The sequence below is a fragment of the Polyangium sp. y55x31 genome (genome assembly GCF_029946505.1).
Taxonomy (GTDB): domain Bacteria; phylum Myxococcota_A; class Polyangia; order Polyangiales; family Polyangiaceae; genus Polyangium.
Map to the genome: position 1 here is coordinate 762,249 of NZ_JARZHG010000002.1, position 16,858 is coordinate 779,106.

General features: G+C 68.3%; 14 protein-coding genes. 7 read left to right on the plus strand and 7 right to left on the minus strand.

Going from position 1 to position 16,858, the window contains the following annotated elements; translation table 11 throughout:
• The first annotated feature begins 37 nt into the window (after nucleotides 1-37).
• Nucleotides 38-763: a hypothetical protein gene (locus tag QHF84_RS06155; RefSeq protein WP_281312234.1), complete on the plus strand. Its 726-nt coding sequence runs from the start codon at nucleotides 38-40 to the stop codon at nucleotides 761-763.
• 196 nt (nucleotides 764-959) lie between these two features.
• Here QHF84_RS06155 and QHF84_RS06160 read toward each other — a convergent pair whose 3' ends face one another.
• Nucleotides 960-1,907, minus strand: a complete 948-nt coding sequence (locus tag QHF84_RS06160) for a hypothetical protein (protein ID WP_281312235.1) — start codon at nucleotides 1,905-1,907, stop codon at nucleotides 960-962.
• 206 nt (nucleotides 1,908-2,113) lie between these two features.
• On the opposite strand from QHF84_RS06160, the gene tssE reads away from it, so the two are divergent.
• The 3 genes from tssE (at nucleotide 2,114) to tssG (ending at nucleotide 5,513) form a co-directional block, all read left to right on the plus strand.
• Nucleotides 2,114-2,530, plus strand: a complete 417-nt coding sequence (tssE, locus tag QHF84_RS06165; protein ID WP_281312236.1) for a type VI secretion system baseplate subunit TssE — start codon at nucleotides 2,114-2,116, stop codon at nucleotides 2,528-2,530.
• 80 nt (nucleotides 2,531-2,610) lie between these two features.
• Nucleotides 2,611-4,380, plus strand: a complete 1,770-nt coding sequence (tssF, locus tag QHF84_RS06170) for a type VI secretion system baseplate subunit TssF (RefSeq protein ID WP_281312237.1) — start codon at nucleotides 2,611-2,613, stop codon at nucleotides 4,378-4,380.
• The gene (gene tssG, locus QHF84_RS06175; protein ID WP_281312238.1) at nucleotides 4,344-5,513 is read left to right on the plus strand and encodes a type VI secretion system baseplate subunit TssG; all 1,170 of its coding nucleotides are present in this window, start codon (nucleotides 4,344-4,346) and stop codon (nucleotides 5,511-5,513) included. Before tssF ends, tssG begins: the two co-directional genes overlap by 37 nt.
• Nucleotides 5,514-5,725: 212 nt before the next feature.
• Here the strand turns inward: tssG and QHF84_RS06180 are convergent, their stop codons facing one another.
• Nucleotides 5,726-6,397, minus strand: a complete 672-nt coding sequence (locus tag QHF84_RS06180) for a hypothetical protein (protein ID WP_281312239.1) — start codon at nucleotides 6,395-6,397, stop codon at nucleotides 5,726-5,728.
• Between the two features lie 150 nt (nucleotides 6,398-6,547).
• Here QHF84_RS06180 and QHF84_RS06185 point away from each other — a divergent pair, with 150 nt between their 5' ends.
• Together QHF84_RS06185 and QHF84_RS06190 are read left to right on the plus strand one after the other, a co-directional pair.
• A complete protein-coding gene (locus QHF84_RS06185; RefSeq protein WP_281312240.1) occupies nucleotides 6,548-7,156 on the plus strand; it encodes a hypothetical protein in 609 nt (202 codons plus the stop codon).
• Between the two features lie 92 nt (nucleotides 7,157-7,248).
• On the plus strand, nucleotides 7,249-8,280 hold the full coding sequence (locus QHF84_RS06190) for a hypothetical protein (protein ID WP_281312241.1): 1,032 nt from the start codon (nucleotides 7,249-7,251) through the stop codon (nucleotides 8,278-8,280).
• Nucleotides 8,281-8,339: 59 nt separating this feature from the next.
• Here the strand turns inward: QHF84_RS06190 and QHF84_RS06195 are convergent, their stop codons facing one another.
• On the minus strand, nucleotides 8,340-9,611 hold the full coding sequence (locus QHF84_RS06195; RefSeq protein ID WP_281312242.1) for an FHA domain-containing protein: 1,272 nt from the start codon (nucleotides 9,609-9,611) through the stop codon (nucleotides 8,340-8,342).
• A gap of 141 nt (nucleotides 9,612-9,752) precedes the next feature.
• A complete protein-coding gene (lon, locus tag QHF84_RS06200; protein WP_281312243.1) occupies nucleotides 9,753-12,203 on the minus strand; it encodes an endopeptidase La in 2,451 nt (816 codons plus the stop codon).
• 313 nt (nucleotides 12,204-12,516) lie between these two features.
• On the opposite strand from lon, the gene QHF84_RS06205 reads away from it, so the two are divergent.
• Entirely contained in the window at nucleotides 12,517-13,404 is an 888-nt protein-coding gene (locus tag QHF84_RS06205) for an SUMF1/EgtB/PvdO family nonheme iron enzyme (RefSeq protein WP_281312244.1), read from the plus strand.
• Here the strand turns inward: QHF84_RS06205 and fmt are convergent.
• The 3 genes from fmt to QHF84_RS06220 are packed head-to-tail and all read right to left on the minus strand — an operon-like array spanning nucleotide 13,401 to nucleotide 16,854.
• Nucleotides 13,401-14,333, minus strand: a complete 933-nt coding sequence (gene fmt, locus QHF84_RS06210; RefSeq protein ID WP_281312245.1) for a methionyl-tRNA formyltransferase — start codon at nucleotides 14,331-14,333, stop codon at nucleotides 13,401-13,403. The genes QHF84_RS06205 and fmt overlap by 4 nt on opposite strands.
• 41 nt (nucleotides 14,334-14,374) lie before the next feature.
• Nucleotides 14,375-15,325 (minus strand): aldehyde dehydrogenase family protein, encoded by a 951-nt coding sequence (locus QHF84_RS06215; RefSeq protein ID WP_281312246.1) that lies wholly within the window; start codon nucleotides 15,323-15,325, stop codon nucleotides 14,375-14,377.
• Complete coding sequence (locus QHF84_RS06220; RefSeq protein WP_281312247.1) at nucleotides 15,325-16,854, minus strand: aldehyde dehydrogenase family protein; 1,530 nt, start codon at nucleotides 16,852-16,854, stop codon at nucleotides 15,325-15,327. The genes QHF84_RS06215 and QHF84_RS06220 overlap by 1 nt, the downstream gene beginning before the upstream one ends.
• Between the last annotated feature and the right edge of the window lie 4 nt (nucleotides 16,855-16,858).

Here is a 16,858-nt window from a genome sequence, read left to right on the forward strand (position 1 = left end):
CCGCATCGCGGGGCGCGGATACGGAAGGCTCATCCGAATGCGTATCAGGGAGATCGTTCTGGCCACGTTGGGCCTCGTCTCAGCCTCCTTCGCCTACTCCACGGAGGCATCTGCCCAGACCACCGGCGTCCCGGCCATCGCACCGCGCGACGAGACGTGGGGCACGGTGAGCCACGTCATGCTCGGCGTCGGCGCCGGCACGGTCTTTCTCATGCCGCGCGTGTACTACAGCGACCCCGAGTCGACGGTCGGCTGGAAGGGCCGCTGGCACTTCTCGATGTTCGCCCCGGCGATGACGATGGCCGCCGCGACGTTCCTCGTCGACGGCCCCATCCGCAACGCGCTCCAGTATCCGCGCCCCGGCTGCACCGTGGATCAGACGCTCGTCGCGAACACGGACTCGGGCTGCGAGACGTTCGGCGGGCCCTCGACGCACGCCTTCGCGTCGTGGGGCGCGACGGGCGTCGGCACGGGCATCTTCCTCGTCGACACGATCAAGTACTCGAAGGGCCGCTTCAACGCGGGCTCGTTCATCGGCAACATCGGCGTGCCGCTCGTGGCCTCGATCCTGACGTCGGTCGGCCGCGGCGTGGAGTCGCCCGCGGTGGACGAGTTCGGCACGGCGACCCTGCCCTACGAGACCTCGAACCAGATCATCGCCGGCACGTTCGCGGGCTTCTTCAGCGGCCTGCTCGTCGGCGGCGCCTACGCGCTCCTCCAACGCCCCTCCTGCGGCTACGGCAACGCGATCTTCTGCTGGTAAAACAGGAAGACGTTGGTGCTCCAATCTTCGGAGCACCAACGTTCTCCCAGCTTACCGCGGCCCGACCAGCGAACCAGCGGCACCTACGCCGGGTAGTCCCGAACGAAGTGAAACGGAGTGAGGGACGTAGGGTGCGGCCCATCGAGGCCGCACCCTCTTGATCAATGTGCGGCCCATCGAGGCCGCACCCTCTTGATCAATCCTGGCCGACGACGCGCTCCCAGAGCGGGTCGTTCGACGAGAACAACGCGTCGCGCTCCACCTTGAGGAAACGCGAGAACTCGACCTTGCGCAGCGCGCGGTCGCTGTCCCGGTTCGGATCCTCGTAGTGGATGATGCTCACCTTCACCTGCTCGAGGAGCTGGATCCCGTTCGGCTTGTAGCTGACGTCCGTTCGAAGCTGATACCGCGCGTAGAGCCCACGCTCGGTGACCGACGGCAGCACCTGCACGCGCTCGATGTCGACCTTCGCCGCCTCGATCAAGCGCCCGCGACGCGCGAGGAACATGTGCGCCTGTTTGCGACAGTCATCGGGATCGGGGCAGCGCTTCGCCTCCGCCACGACGAGGTTGTCGTCGCCGAGACGAACCGGCGTGATCTGCGACTTCGCGGGCCCGCGGAAGCTTCCGATCGCGTAGATCTCGGCGCGATCGTCGACCGCGCGCGCGAGGATGATCGGGCCGCCCTCGTCGCCGTTCTCAAACTTGAGCACGCGGTACCAGAGCGTGCGCAGGCCGTTCGGGCCCGAGCGGACGTCGACCTCTTCGACGTCGAGCTTGCGCGGCCAGCCCTTCTCCGAGATGCCGCCGCGGAGCGACTCGTTCGCGAACGCGTAGTGCCCCGTGCAGTCGACGTCGGTCGGGTTCAACCCCTTGTCCGCGTTGAACCCGGGGAACGCGACCTCGGCCCACTGATCCGGCTCGAGCGTGCGCACCACGGCCTTGCCGCGGCCCCCGCCGAGCGGCGAGAGCTTCTGCGTGCACACCGCGATCGGCGTCTGCTCGCGCGTCTTGGCTTCGAGGTGCGGCTGCTCGGGCGCGGCGCCGCAGCCCATCGTGGAGGCGATCCCCAGCGCCAGCGCGGCGAGGCTCCCGCGGCGCGCCGTTTTCGCTTGGTTCGGGCGGTCTTGAAGAGACGGCTTCACGCCTCATTTCGTATCACGCAAGGCGCCTGCCACGAAAATTCCCTGTGGCCCCCCCGCGCACGACGTGCGGCGCGAACCCCGACAACGCACCCCGGCGCGAAGGCAGGTGACCTTTGATACAATGCCGGCGAGCCCTTTCGAGGGAGGAGACGCGGCGCGGGCATTGGGGGCTTCTGGTCGAGCGGGGCGGGGGGTAGAATGGTCCCATGGCAGCCTCGCTGCTCACGCGCATCGCCCACGCGGCCAACCCGCACTCGCTGGAGAGGCACACGTGGAAGGATCAGGACCTCGAGCAGGCGGTGATCACGCACCTCGCGCGGATGCTGAACACGCGGCAGGGCAGCTCGCTCACCTGCCCGGATTATGGGCTGATCGAGGTGTCGGAGATGCTGCACGACTTTCCCGACGCGGTCGGCATCGTGCAGCGCGCCATCAAGAACAGCATTCAGCAATACGAGCCGCGGCTGAAGAACGTGCAGGTGCGGCACATCAAGAACGAGGTCATGGGGACCATGTACCTCGAGTTCGAGATCACGGGGCAGCTTCACTACCCGGACGGACGGCGTACGGGGCTCCGGTTCAGCACCTCGGTGGATCAGAGCGGCAACGTCAAGGTCGGCTGATCGGTTCGCGGAGGCGCGAACCTCTTCACGATCGTTGACACTGCCTCTCCGGAACGGTCGACTGTTCGGCGTCGGGCCCCATGTTCAACAAGTACTACCAGGACGAGCTATCCTACCTGCGCGAGCTCGGGCGCGAGTTCGCGCAGGCGTACCCCGCGATCGCGCCGATGCTCGCGGAGCGCGGGGCAGATCCGGACGTCGAGCGATTGCTCGAGGGCGTCGCGTTCCTCACGGGGAAGATCCGGCAGAAGCTCGATGACGAGCTGCCCGAGGTCATCCACTCGGTCGCGTCGCTGCTCTTCCCGCACTACCTGCGGCAGATCCCGGCGACGTCGATCGTGGAGTTCACGCCGCTGCCGAACGTGGTCCGCGAAAAACTCATCGTCGCGCGGCACGCCGAGGTCGGCTCGGTGCCCGTCGACGGTGTTTCGTGTCGATTCCGCACGACGCAGGACGTGGAGCTCTTGCCGCTCACCGTGGAGGACGTCCGCGTCGAGACGGGCGCGCAGCTCGCGCAGTCGCTGCGCATCGAGGTGAAGGTGACGGGCGGCGCGGCGCTCGCGGCGCTCGCGCTCTCGCGGATCCGCTTCTACATCCACGGCGAGCGCAGGCTCCAGGACGACGTCCGCGTCTGGCTCGGCGCGCACGTCGACTCCGTCGCGCTCTGCGCGGTCGACGCCGCGGGCCGCGACACCACGCTCGCGACCTTGCCTGCGCGCAACGTAAAACTCGTCGGGTTCGACGAGGACGAGGCGCTGATCCCCTACCCGCCCACGGTCTACGCGGGCTTCCGGCTGCTCCAGGAGTACTTCACGCTCCCGCAGAAGTTCGCGTTCTTCGAGATCCAGGGCCTCGAAGCGATGCCCGCGGACAAACTCAGCGACCGGTTCGCGATCCTGATCCAGTTCAAGGACGGGCTGCCCGCGGGGACGCGTCTGTCGAAGGAGAACTTCCGGCTCTTCTGCTCGCCGGTCGTGAACCTGTTCGAGCACTCGAGTGATCCGATCAAGCCCGATCCGAGCAAGTACGAGTACCTCGCGCGGCCCGCGGGCTCGACGCCGGTCGCGTACGAGCTCTACAGCATCGAGAACGTGATCGGCATCGCGCGGCGCACGAGCCAGCGCGTGAAGATCCCGCCGTTCTTCTCGTTCGAGCACGAGCTCGATCCCGAGGCCTCGTCACGCGGCGTCTTTTACCAGACGCACATCAAGCCCGCGGCGATCGGCGACGGCGTGGACATCTACGTCTCGTTCGGCTCGGCGCAGGACGGCGCGGCGATCCCGGAGTTCGACGTCATCAGCATCGAGGCGACGTGCACGAACCGGCGCCTCCCGGCGCAGCTCAAGGTCGGCGATCTGCGCGTGCCGACGGCGACGTCGCCCGCGGTCGCGAGCTTCACGAACGTCACGGGCGTGACCGCGCCTTTGCCTCCGCCGATGGGCCGCGAGCTTCAGTGGCGCGTGCTCTCGCACATGGCGATGAGTTATCGCTCGATCACGGAGCTCGACGTGCTCCGGTCCGTCCTCGAGATCTACAACTTCCCCGCGCTCATCGATCGTCAGGCGGCGCGGGCGAACCAGCTCCGCATGCAGGCGATCAAGTCGATCCGCGTCCGCCCCACGGATCGGCTCTACCGCGGCGCGCCCGTGCGCGGCGTGGCGACGGAGGTCGAGCTCGACGAAGGGGGCTTCGCGGGTGAAGGCGAGATGTATCTCTTCGCGAGCATTCTCAACGAGATGCTCGCGGCGTACGTCTCGCTCAACTCCTTCACGCAGCTCAGCGTCACCGGCACCAATACGCGCGTGGTTTATCGATGGGAGCCGAAGAGCGGCAGCCTGAACCTGATCTGAGCGGCGGGGGCAAACCCGACGCGGCGTTCGCGCCGTCGCCCGATCCGGAGCGGCAGGCGAAGGCCATGATCGCGGCCAAGATGGCCGAGCTCGAGCACAGCGCGCGTCGCTACTCGTTCTTCCGGCTCGTCTACATCCTCGAGCGCCTCTTCCCGGGCAGCGCGCCCGTGGGCCAGCTCGGGCCCGTCGCGACCGAGCGCATCCGCCTGCGCGCGGACACGAGCTTGATCTTCGCGTCGACGGACGTGAGCGAGCTCAAGTCGACGAAGTACCCCGACGAGGTCGAGCGCGCGCGCATCACGGCGGGCTTCCTCGGGCTCTACGGCTCGGTCTCGCCGCTGCCGACGTACTACGTCGAGGATCTCGCGCAGGAGGACTACCAGGGTGGTCCGCAGCCGAAGCGCGAGTTCCTCGACGTCTTCAACCATCGCCTGCTGTCGCTGTTTTACCGGGCGTTCACGAAGTACCGGCACTCGGTCGGCTACCGGAAGAAGGGCGACGACCCGTTCACGCGGCGCCTGCTCTGCGCGGCGGGCGTCGATGGATTCCGCGAGCACAAGAGCCCGCTGCACCGGTTCCTCTACCTTCGTTACGCGCCGCTGCTCGCGACGAAGTCCCGGAGCGCGCGTGGTCTCGAGGTGGTGCTGAAGGACATCTTCGGCAGCATGGGCGTGGACATCGAGCAGTTCGTCGGGCACTGGACGCTGCTGGAGAAACCGCTGCGCAACAAGATGGGCGTGGCGAACCATCAGCTCGGCGAGAGCCTGACGATCGGCCGATGGGTCTACGACGGGACGGGCCGGTTCAAGATCAAGCTCGGGCCGCTGAAGTACGACGAATACATCTCGTTTTTGCCGGGCGGCTCGAACCGATCGGTCCTCAAGGCCGCGGTCGACACGCTGACGCGCGGCGCATGCGACGCGATGCTGGAGCTGCACGTGGCGACCGAAGACGCGCCGCGCTTCCAGCTCGCATCCCCGCGCGCGTCCACGCTCGCGCGAACCACGTGGCTCGGCGGGCCCGTCGGGCAAAACTTCGTGATCGAAGTACCGCTGAACGACAAACCTCAGAAAACCGGCCAGGGAGACGACGAAGAAGAAGAGCGTCTCGACCCGCCGCCGCTGCCCTACTAGGGGGGCTCCGGTCGGCCCTGAAGCGATTCTCGCTGCGCGAAAATCGCCGGGCCTTCCTCTGCCCCCCTAACCCCCCGCGCGCTCGTTTCAGCTTCACTTCGCTCCGCTGCCCCGAGCGCTTCGTTCCGAGGCCTCTTTCAGAGGTTTCTCAGGAACGACGCTTCTTACCCCCTCTCCCGCGAGGGAGAGGGGGTTGGGGGTGAGGGCGTCCGTCAGTAGACGAGCATGCTTCGCAGCGCCGTCGCCATCTCGTCGGCGACCGACTCGATGTTCTCGCCGTGAACGACCTGCACGAGCAGGAGGCGATTGTCGCTGCGGATCAAAATTTCGTGCGCGTACGAATGGTACGCCGGCTTCGCCGGGACACGCGTCTTCACGATGTAGCTTCGTGCTTGCGCGTTCGCCGTCGCCACGGGCATCCGGCCCGCGAGGATCTGCGCGCCTTGCTCCTCGCAGTCGCGCTCGTAGCGCTTCATCACGTCGGGCCACGTGTCCTCGGGGTGATCGATCCGCTCGTAGATCGAGAAGAGGAACTGGCGCGGCGACTGGTACGAGATGAAGCGCTGACCGGGGGAGTAGTCCGCGTCGCGCACGTACCAGTCGATCGGGCGTGCGAGGCGCACGTCACCCTCGAGCACGCCGACGCCGACGCGGCGCGGGAGGCGCTCGTTTTCGTCGGCGTTGAGCTTCGGGAAATAGACTTCGTAGCTCTGGTTCTTGTCGATGACCCCGCTGCCGTGCAGGTAGAACACGTCGTCGCGCTGGGGCGCAGTGGGCGAACCACCGCAGCCGAGCGAGACGAGGGGCAAGGTCAGCGCGCCCAGCACGACGGCCAGGCGGCGAAGAGAGTTACGCTTGGGGGCAGCGAGGTCGACGGGCCTCATCACGGTTAACTTAGGATACCCTGGTCGCGGGGCCAAATGATCGCTCATGAGTTTGGCCATCTCGCCGAGACCGTTGAATGATCGGGGCGGCTGTGGACAATGCTGATGCCAGGATCCGGCGTCGCTCGCGCGGCGCGTGGGGAGTGCACCGTGACGTATCTCGCAGAACGTAGCGTCCTTCTATCCCTCGCCCTCGCGCTCGGCGGCTTCGGCTGCGTCGGGCTCGAGGCTGGCATCGACTATCCGAGCGATTTGCCCTCGCCGGACGAGCACCTGACGACGCCGGAGGGCGAGGCGGACCCCAGCGTTTCGCTGAACGGCTTCGTCATCAAGGACGACGTCTGCAAGGGGATGGACATCCACCCGGTCACGCAGCGGCTCGGGCCGGAGGATCTCGCGCGTTTCCTGGAGACCCAGGGGCTCAAGATCGAGCCCAAGAAGGCGCGCGACAACCTCTACTGGTTCGACTTCCCCACGGGCGAAAAGAAGGAGGGGGAGCCGCAGCAGTTCGTGCGCCTCCGCCTCGCGGTCCTCGACGACCACTTCGCGGCCACGCGTGATCTGCAGGAGTCGCTGCTCGATCACGGCCCGGGCTGGTGGGGCGTACGCCGGTCGAACCTCGCGGTCCTGGCGCCGAAGACGAGCCTCTCCGAGTCGGTCGCCTTCGCGCTCAAGCACAAGCTCGTTTGCTGGGGCATGTTCGCGTACACGGGCACCGACGACGTGTACGGCGTCCCGGGCCCGTACACCGAGCTCTGAGCGCCTCCGCCCTCCCCGCGTAAGGAAACGCGAGACGGGAAGAGCGCGCGCGGATGTAGTCCGGATGTGCGTCGTTCACGTAGACTCGATGCATGCGCTTCCGGCTCGCCTTTGCCCTCACCGCCATCACGACCGCCATCGGCACGTACCTCGCCGCCTGCAGCTCCGAAGACAAGATCGAGGATCTCTGCGGGTGGCTGGGAGACGAGGAAAACTGCTACCGCCAGTTCTACGCCGACATCACGACCACCTGCGGCACCAAGGGTCTCGGCAGCGCGCGGGATGGCTCGTTCCTCAAGCGAGACAAACTCGACACGTGTGTGCTCGACGGCCCCGAGGGCGGGCAGGTCATCTTTGATCCGCCGCTCGACATCGCCGACTTCCCCATCACGACCGCGTCCTTCGGGATGATCCGCGGCGACGGCACCGTGTGCGGCGCGGGCGCGTTCGGCGCGGACGGCGCCATGGCTGTCTCGGTCGAGCCCGTGAGCATCGCGGAGAACGGCGTCGTCACACCCCTCGGTGACGGCGGTCTGCCGGATAGCGGCACGAGCTGCATCGACAGCACCGATCCCATCTGCGGCGGCAGCTTCGCGGTCAAACCCGTCACCGAGCGCGAGCTCGTCGACGTCACGTGCTCGACGGCCACGCGGAAAGAGAGCCATCGCTTCAACCGGCTTCAGCTCGCCAAATGCGACGGCACGAAGGACAACGCGCCGGACGAGGCGAATGTGGCGGGGCTCTTTCCGCGCGCGGAGTTCGAGTCGAAGCCGGGCGGCGTGGGCATCGAAGGGTACGTGCTCTTCCGCGTCTTCTTCCCGCCGGCCACGGGCGAGCTCGAAGGCGCGGCGCCCGACGTCGTCGAGTACTTCAAGTGCCGCATCCCGAGCGCGCCGAACACCTGCGCCAACGGCGTCCAGGACGAGGGCGAGCCCGCGATCGACTGCGGCGTGCTCTGCGGCAAGGGCTGCTGCAACGGCGACCCCTGCTACATCAACTCCGACTGCGAATCGAACAACTGCGCCGCGCTCGACGGCGGCATGGGGATCCGCCGGTGCGTCGGCGATGGCCCGATCTGCACGCCTCCCGATGCGGGTGCCGGCGGCGCGGGCGGCATGCCCTGAAACGCAAAACCGCGCGCGTGGTGCACGTTCGCCCCACGCGCGCGGTTCGTTCGATTCCTTCAGGACACGAGCAGTTTGACCACGAACGTCGTGCTGCCGAGGCGCAGCCGATCGTTGTCGCGGAGCTGGCGGCGATCGCCGGGCACGAGCTTCTGCTCGTTCAGGAAGGTACCGTTGCGCGAGTTGTCGTCCTCGACGAACGCCTGACCCGTCGCGGGATCGGCGTGGATCGTGGCGTGGCGCGACGACGTGCTGCCGTCCGAAACCGCGATGTCCACGCCGCTGTCCCCGCCGCTCCGGCCGAGCTGCGTGCGGCCGCTGTGGATCGGCCAGAAGCTGCCGCCCGGATCGTTCTGGAACGTCACGAGGAAGCCGACGAGCACGCGTTGCCCCGACGGCGTCACCACGGGCGGCGGCGCGGCCGCAGGACCCGACAATGAGCCCGGCGAGACCATCGGCGGCGCGACCATCGGCGGCTGCCCCATCCCGCCTCCCCCGAGCCCGCCCGGCGACACCATCGGCGGCGGCGCGACCATCGGCGGCGGCGCAGGCCCGCCGAGCTGACCTGGGCCCGTCAGGCGCGGCGGCGCCGCGGGCATCGCGCCCACGCCGCCCGGCGGCACCATCTGCGGCACGCCCATCTGCGGCACGCCCATCGGAGGCGCCATCGGAGGCGCGGCCATCTGCGGCACCGCCATCTGCGGCGCCATCTGCGGCGCCATCTGCGGCACTGCCATCGGAGGCGCGCCGCCGAGGCCCGGGTTGCCGAACGTCGGCGCGGGCTGCCCCATCGGCGGAGGTTGTCCGAACGAAGGCGCGCCGGGCACCTGCGGCGGTGGACCCATCGGCGGCGCGCCGAGCGGCGCTCCTCCGAACGGCATCCCGCCGGGCTGCATCCCGCCGGGCTGCATCCCGCCGGGCGCGGGCGGCGCTCCGAACTGCGGAGCCGCGGGCATCCCGGGCGGCGCGCCCATCGGCTGCTGCGGCGCGGGCTTCGGCGCCTCGCGCGCCCAGGGCGAGCGCATGGGGCTGTCGTCCGCGTCGGCCGACGAGAACGCGCTCGCGGCTGGCATGCCGCCTCCGGCCATCGGCGGCGGCGGATAGGCCCCGGGCGTGACGGGCGGCGGAGGCGCCATCCCGCCGGGGTTGATCTTCGGCGGAGGCGCGGGGTAGCCGCCCATGCCCGGGGGCCCCGGAGGCGCATAGGCCCCCGCTCCACCCATCGGGGGCGGCGCCGGCGCGCCTGCTCCACCTCCCACGGACGCTCCGCACATGTTGCAGACCGAGTCCGTGTCCTTGAGCATCCACTGACAGCTAGGACAGGGCTTCATCCGCCCGCCACATTAACATTTTTGTCCGCCGCGGGTCTCCCGCTCCGCGAACGTCGGGCGAGCCTGGGATCGACGCCACAAAAGACATCGGGGGCGATGCGCGGAGCACCGCCCCCGATGTTCATTCCGGACAAACCCGCGTCAGTTGCTGCTGGCCGTGGGTTGCTTCTCGGCGTCCTTCTTTTCGCCGTCGCGCGCCTCTTCGGTCCCCTCGGGCGCCGGCTGCGGCATCGACTCGAGCGCCGCTTCGAGCACCTGCTCCATGCGGCTCACGAAGAAGAACTGCAGCTCGTCGACGACCTCCTTCGGCACCTCCTCGAGGTCCGCGCGGTTCCGCTCGGGGACGATGATGCGCTTGATCCCCGCGCGGTGCGCCGCGAGCACCTTCTCCTTGAGGCCGCCGATCGGCAGCACGCGACCACGCAGCGTGATCTCGCCCGTCATCGCGACGTCGTGCCGGACCTTGAGGCCCGTCAGGAGCGAGACGAGAGCGGTGAACATCGTCACGCCCGCGCTCGGACCGTCCTTCGGCATCGCGCCCGCGGGGATGTGGATGTGCAGATCGCTCTTGTCGAGGAAGTCCTTCGGGATGCCGTACTTCAAGGCATTCGTCCGGACGAACGACAGCGCCGCCTGCGCGCTCTCCTTCATGACGTCGCCGAGCTGCCCCGTGAGCTGCAGCTTGCCGGTGCCGTACATGCGCGTCGCCTCGATGAAGAGGATCTCGCCGCCCACGCTCGTCCACGCGAGGCCCGTGGCCACGCCCGTGTCCGCCGTGCGCTCGGCGACCTCGCTCGTGTACTTCGGCGCGCCGAGGAACTCGTGCAGGTCGTCCTCGTTGTCGACGCGACGCTTCTGCGTCTCGCCCTCGGCCACCTTCACCGCCACGCCGCGGATGACGCTCGCGATCTGCCGCTCGAGCGAGCGGACGCCCGCCTCGCGCGTGTACCGATCGATGATCTCTTCGAGCGCACGATCGGTGATCTCGAGCTGCTCCTGCGTGAGGCCGTGATCCGAGAGCTGCTTCGGCAGGAGGTGCTGCCGCGCGATCGCGAGTTTCTCGCGACGCGTGTAGCCGGGGATCTCGAGGATCTCCATACGATCACGCAGCGGAGGCGGGATCGGGTCGGCCGTGTTCGCCGTGGCCACGAACATCACGTGCGACAGGTCGTACGGGATCTCGAGGTAGTGATCGGCGAACGTGTTGTTCTGCTCCGGGTCGAGCACCTCGAGCAGCGCCGCGGACGGGTCGCCGCGGAAGTCGTGCCCGATCTTGTCGACCTCATCCATCATGAAGACCGGGTTCACGGTCCCCGCCTTCTTCATGCCCTGGATGATCTGGCCGGGCAGCGCGCCGACGTAGGTGCGCCGGTGGCCGCGGATCGCCGCCTCGTCGTGCACGCCGCCGAGCGAGACGCGGTGGAACTTCCGACCGAGCGCGCGCGCGATGGAGCGCCCGAGCGAGGTCTTGCCGACGCCGGGAGGCCCCAGCAGGCAGAGGATCGGTCCCTTCTTGTCCTGCTTCAGCTTGCGCACCGCGAGGTACTCGAGGATGCGCTTCTTCACCTTCTCGAGGCCGTAGTGATCCTCGTCGAGGACCTTGCGCACCGCCGAGATGTCGAGGTTGTCCGTCGTCGACTGCGTCCACGGGATGTCGAGGATCCAGTCGAGGTACGTCCGGACCACGGTGTACTCGGCCGAGCCCACCTGCATCGTGCGCAGGCGCTTGAGCTGCTTCTTCGCGACGGTCTCCGCCTCCGTCGGCAGGTTCGCCTTCGCGATGCGATCCTCGAGGCCGTCGAGATCGCCCTGATCGCCGTCGTCCTCGCCGAGCTCCTCCTTGATCGCCTTGAGCTGCTGGCGGAGCACGTACTCGCGCTGGTTCTTGCCCATCTCCTCCTTGATCTGGGAGTTGATGCGCTCGCGCATCTTGAGGATCTCGAGCTGGCGCGTGAGCAGGCGCAGGACCTTCCGGATGCGCTCCTTCACGTCCACGGTCTCGATGAGCTGCGCCTTCTCCTCGACGGGCGCGTCGAGGTTCGCCGCCACGAGATCCGCGAGCGCGCCCGGCGCCTGGATCGAGTCGATCAGCGAGCCCGCCTCGCGCGGAAGCTCGGGCATCAGCTGGATGACCTGCTTGGCGATGTCACGCAGGCTCATCGCGAGCGCTTCGGCCTCGACGTCCTCCGTCGCGGGCTCGTCGATGCGACGGATCTTCGCCTTCATGTACGGCGACATCGTGACCACGCCTTCGAGACGGATCCGCGTCAGGCCCTGGAGGATGAGCGAGTAGTTGCCGGAGCTGTGCTTGAGCGCCTTGAGGACGCGGGCCGCACAACCGACCGGGTAAAGATCCTCGGCCGCGGGATCGTCCGTCGACGGATCCCTCTGCGCGAAGATCGCGATCACCGGCCCGGGAAGGTTGTCGACGTCTTCGACGAGGGCGACGCTCTTCTCACGGCCCACGTCGAACGGCGCGACCGCTCCCGGAAACAGCACGGCGTTGCGGATGGGGAGGACCGGGAGCTCGTCGCCGAAGACCACCTCCTCCTCGGAACGCGGCTGACTCGGCGGGTTTTTCTTTTCCGACATGAGACGATCTCCTCTGCGAAGCTACCCGGGACGGGAGCAGCTCCGACCGGCATCGGCGGCAATTGCTGGACCCTACAGAGGCCAGCTCACGAATAGCGTCAATCGGTTTGATGTGTCCTCCCGAGGCCCGCGGAGCAAGCAGCGCCCGAGCGGGGTCTCGGAGGCGGCGGTCAACGTAGACACGACGCACGCCCCATGCCAGGCCTCTGCGGGAGATTTCATCCGCCCTCGGGGGCCACGGGGGTCCCGTAGGGCGTTCTCCGAGCTTTTGAAGAGCCCGCCACGGCTAGCGCCCCCGTCCGGGGCGGGTACCATGCGCCCGGGAGTCCGCCGCTTGCTCGATCCGGTCGTCGCGACGTTGTCCTTCGCTGCCTTCCTGCTCTACGTCCCCGCAGCGCCTTCGCTCGATCCAGGCCCGACGCCCGAGTGCCCGAGCGACATGCGCCTCGTCACGGGCACGCACGCGGACGAGATCCAGCACCTCTGCGTGGATCCTCGCAAGGACGCGAAAACTACGCATTGCTTCGCTTATTTCGAGGGCCTGACGGGGGAGGAAGGGCCCCGGACGGACGTCCGCGTCTGCATGGACCAGTTCGAGGCGCCGAACCGGCGCGGCGCACGTCCGCTCGTGATGCAGTCGTTCCGGATGGCCGAGCGCTGGTGCGGCGAGCGCGGAAAACGCGTCTGCACCGAGCAGGAGTGGGAGCTCGCCTGTGAGGGCGGCGAGCGCAGGCCGCTCGCGTACGGCTGGCAGGTGAACCGGACGCAATGCAACAGCGACAAGGCGTGGCGCCCCTTCGACGCGCGGGCGCTCGCGGCCGGAGGCGAGGACGAAAAGAAGGAGCTCGAAAAGCTCTGGCAAGGGTCGACGAGCGGCTCGTACCTCAGCTGCGTCTCGCCGTTCGGCATCTACGACATGATGGGCAACGTCGAGGAGTGGGTGGCGACGCGGCCCGGGCGCAAGTTCCCGGGCGCGCTGATGGGCGGGTTCTGGGCGAAGCCGTGGACGGGCTGTCGCGGGACGAATGACGCGCACGAGCCGTCATTCACGTTTTACGAGACCGGCTTCCGCTGCTGCGCCGATCCCGGGAAGCTCTCGGATGCGACGAAGGCGCCGAGCGGCGCCGACGGAACGAAGGACGAAGCCGGCGAGCCCAAGCCGAAGCCGGCGAAGAAGAAGCGGAAGAAGCGCGCTGGCTAAGCCCCGAGGATCATGCCCTTCGCGAGGGCGCGACCCGCGACGAGCTCCTGCGCGGACAGAGGCTTCCGTCCTTCGAGTTGCCCGCGCACGAGCGTGATCGTGCCCGCGCCGCAAGCAATCTCAGCGCCCCATTTGTCCGCGGCGATGATCTCGCCGGGCGCGCCGCGCACACCTTGCTCGGTGGCCACCTTCGTGGCGAGCACCTTCAGCCCTTTGCCCGCGCACGTCGTGAACGCGCCGGGCCACGAGGTCATGCCGCGGACGTGATCGTGCACCACGCGGGCAGGCTTCGACCAATCGATGCGGCCGTGCTCCTTCTCGAGCATCGGCGCCATCGTCGCCGCCGCGTGATCCTGCGGCGCCGCGACGAGGTCCCCGGATACCGCGCGCAAAAGATCTTCACGCACGACACGCGCCGCGAGCTCGCCGAGCTGCACGTAAAGCTCGTCGGCGGTCATGTCCTCGCCAATCGGGATCCGGTGCGTGGAGAAAACCGGGCCCGTATCCATGCCCTCGTCCATCTGCATGAGACAGACGCCCGTCTCGCGCTCGCCGTTCACGATCGCCCACGTGATCGGAGCAGCGCCGCGGTACTTGGGCAGGATCGAGGCGTGGAGGTTCATGCAGCCGCGGCGCGGCGCTTCGAGCACGGCCTTCGGCAAGATGCGGCCATAGGCGATGACGAGCGCGACGTCGGCGTTCGTCTCCGCGATGAGGCGGGCGAAGTCCGGTGTTTTGACCTTCAACGGTTGCTCGACGCGAAGACCCAGCTCGAGGGCGCGTTGCTTCACGGGCGGCGCGCGGAGTTCGAGGCCACGACCGGCAGGTCGATCCGGCTGGCAAACGACGAGCGGGATCTCGGCGATCGCGTGGAGCGCGTCGAGCGCGGGGACGGAGATGGCGGGGGTGCCGAAGAAGAGAGCTCGCACGGGCGGGGTCTACCGCCGCGCGAGCCCGTTGTCATGCGCGCTCACGCGCCCGAGGGGTGCCAGATCGTCTTCATCTCGACGAACCGCTCGATCCAGCGCGGGCTCGTCGCGCCGTCCGCGTCGAACCAGGCCGCCTCGTCGATCGATCGCGTCCGCACGCGCTTCACGTTGACGATGGCCGCCTCCTCCGCCTTGCGCGCGAGCTCCGGCGTCACGCCGTGCAGATCGAGCGCGGCCACCTCCATGTGCTTCGCGAGGTGCGGGAGCAGCTCGGCCGCGCGGCCCGTGAGCACGTTGATCACGCCGCCCGGCAGATCACTCGTCGCGAGCGCCTCGCCGAGCACGAGCGCCGTGCGCGGATCCTCCTCGCTCGCGAGCACGATGACCGTGTTGCCCGCCGTGATGATCGGCAGGACCGCGCCGAGGAGCCCGAGCAGCGCCGGACGCGCCGGCGCCACGACGCCGACCACGCCCATCGACTCGGGCACCGTGAAATTGAAGTGCGGCCCGGCGACCGGATTCAGGCTCGAAAACAAGCTCTGGTACTTGTCTGCCCAGCCCGCGTACGACACCACGCGATCGATCGCGGCCGCCGTCTCGGTCGCCGCGCGTGATGCATCGAGCCCGCCGCGCTCGAGCGCGCGCGAAAGCTCGCCTTGCCGCGCTTCGAGCATCTCCGCGAGCCGATAGAGGATCTGCCCGCGGTTGTACGCGGTTCGGCCGGACCAACCCTCCCACGCGCCGCGCGCCACGACGACCGCGTCGCGCACGTCCTTGCGGGACGCCCACGGCACGTTCTCTTTCGTCCCACCGAGGCTCATCGGATCCGCCACCTGGATGTACCTGCCCGACTCCGATCGAACGAACTGCCCGCCGACCAGCATTTTGTAGGCTTTGCGTACCGACAAACGTGCGGGCGGGACGAACCCATTCTCGCGCTCGTCCGCGCGGGCGGACGCCCCTGCCGTCTCCTTGTCCTTCGCGCGTGCCATCAGTCCACCTCGAGATACGGCAAGAGCCCTTGCCGGCCGCCCTCGCGGCCGAACCCGCTCTCCTTGTAACCGCCGAACGGAGAGCTCGGATCGAACTTGTTGTACGTGTTCGCCCAGACGACCCCGGCGCGCAGGCGCTGCGAGACCCAGAAGCTCTTCGAGCCCTTGTCCGTCCAGACGCCCGCGCTGAGGCCGTACATCGTGTTGTTCGCCTTCTCGATCGCCTCGTCGGGCGTGCGGAAGGTCATCACGGCGAGCACCGGCCCGAAGATCTCCTCGCGCGCGATGCGGTGCGACTGCGACACGCCCGTGAAGAGCGTCGGCGCGAACCAGTAGCCGCGCGTCGGCAACTCGCACGGCGCCGAGAACCGCTCGGCGCCCTCGCGTTCACCCGCGTCGACGAGCTCGCGGATCTTGTCGAGCTGCATCTTCGAGTTGATCGCGCCGACGTCGGTGTTCTTGTCGAGCGGATCCCCCACGCGCAGCGTCTGCATGCGATCGCGGAGCTTCTGCAAGAGCGGCTCGAACGCGCCCTCCTCCACGAGCAGGCGTGATCCCGCGCAGCAGACGTGCCCCTGGTTGAAGTAGATGCCCGAGATGATCCCCTCGACCGCCTGATCGAGCGGCGCGTCCGCGAACACGATGTTCGCCGCTTTGCCGCCGAGCTCGAGCGTGAGCTTCTTCTTCGTGCCGGACAGGGCCTTCTGGATCCGCTTGCCCACGTCCGTCGATCCCGTGAACGCGACCTTGTCCACGTCGGGATGCGCGACGACCGCCGCGCCCGTCGCGCCCGCGCCCGTCACGATGTTCACCACGCCCGGCGGCAGATCACACTCCTCGATGATCTTCGCGAGCAAGAGCGCCGTGAGCGGCGTCGTCTCCGCGGGCTTGAGCACGCACGTGTTGCCCGCCGCGAGCGCGGGCGCGAGCTTCCAAGCGGCCATGAGGAGCGGGAAGTTCCAGGGGATCACCTGCCCCGCCACCCCGAGCGGCCGCGGCGAGCGACCCGGGAACGCATACGCGAGCTTGTCGGCCCAGCCCGCGTAGTAGAAGAAGTGCGCCGCCACGAGCGGCAGATCGACGTCGCGCGACTCCTTGATGGGCTTGCCGCCGTCCATCGTCTCCACGATGGCGAGCTCGCGCGCCTTCTCCTGGATGACGCGCGCGATGCGGTAGACGTACTTGCCGCGCTCGATCCCGGAGAGCTTCGACCAGTATTTTTCGTACGCATTCCGCGCAGCCTTCACCGCGAGATCGACGTCGCGCTCATTGGCCTCGGCGACCTCGGAGAGCTTCTGCTCCGTCGAAGGGCTCACCGTGTCGAAGTACTTGCCCGACGACGGCGCGACCCACTTGCCGCCGATGAAGAGCTCGTAACGCGGATCGATCCGCACGTGATCGGCGGCCTCGGGCGCGGGCGCGTAGGTCCACGCCTTGCCGAACTCGAGCGCCGCACGCTGAGCAGGCGACGACGGGGCCGCGTGGGTCTCGCCGTTCGTCGCAGAGACGATCGTTTCCTTGGCGGTCATCGTG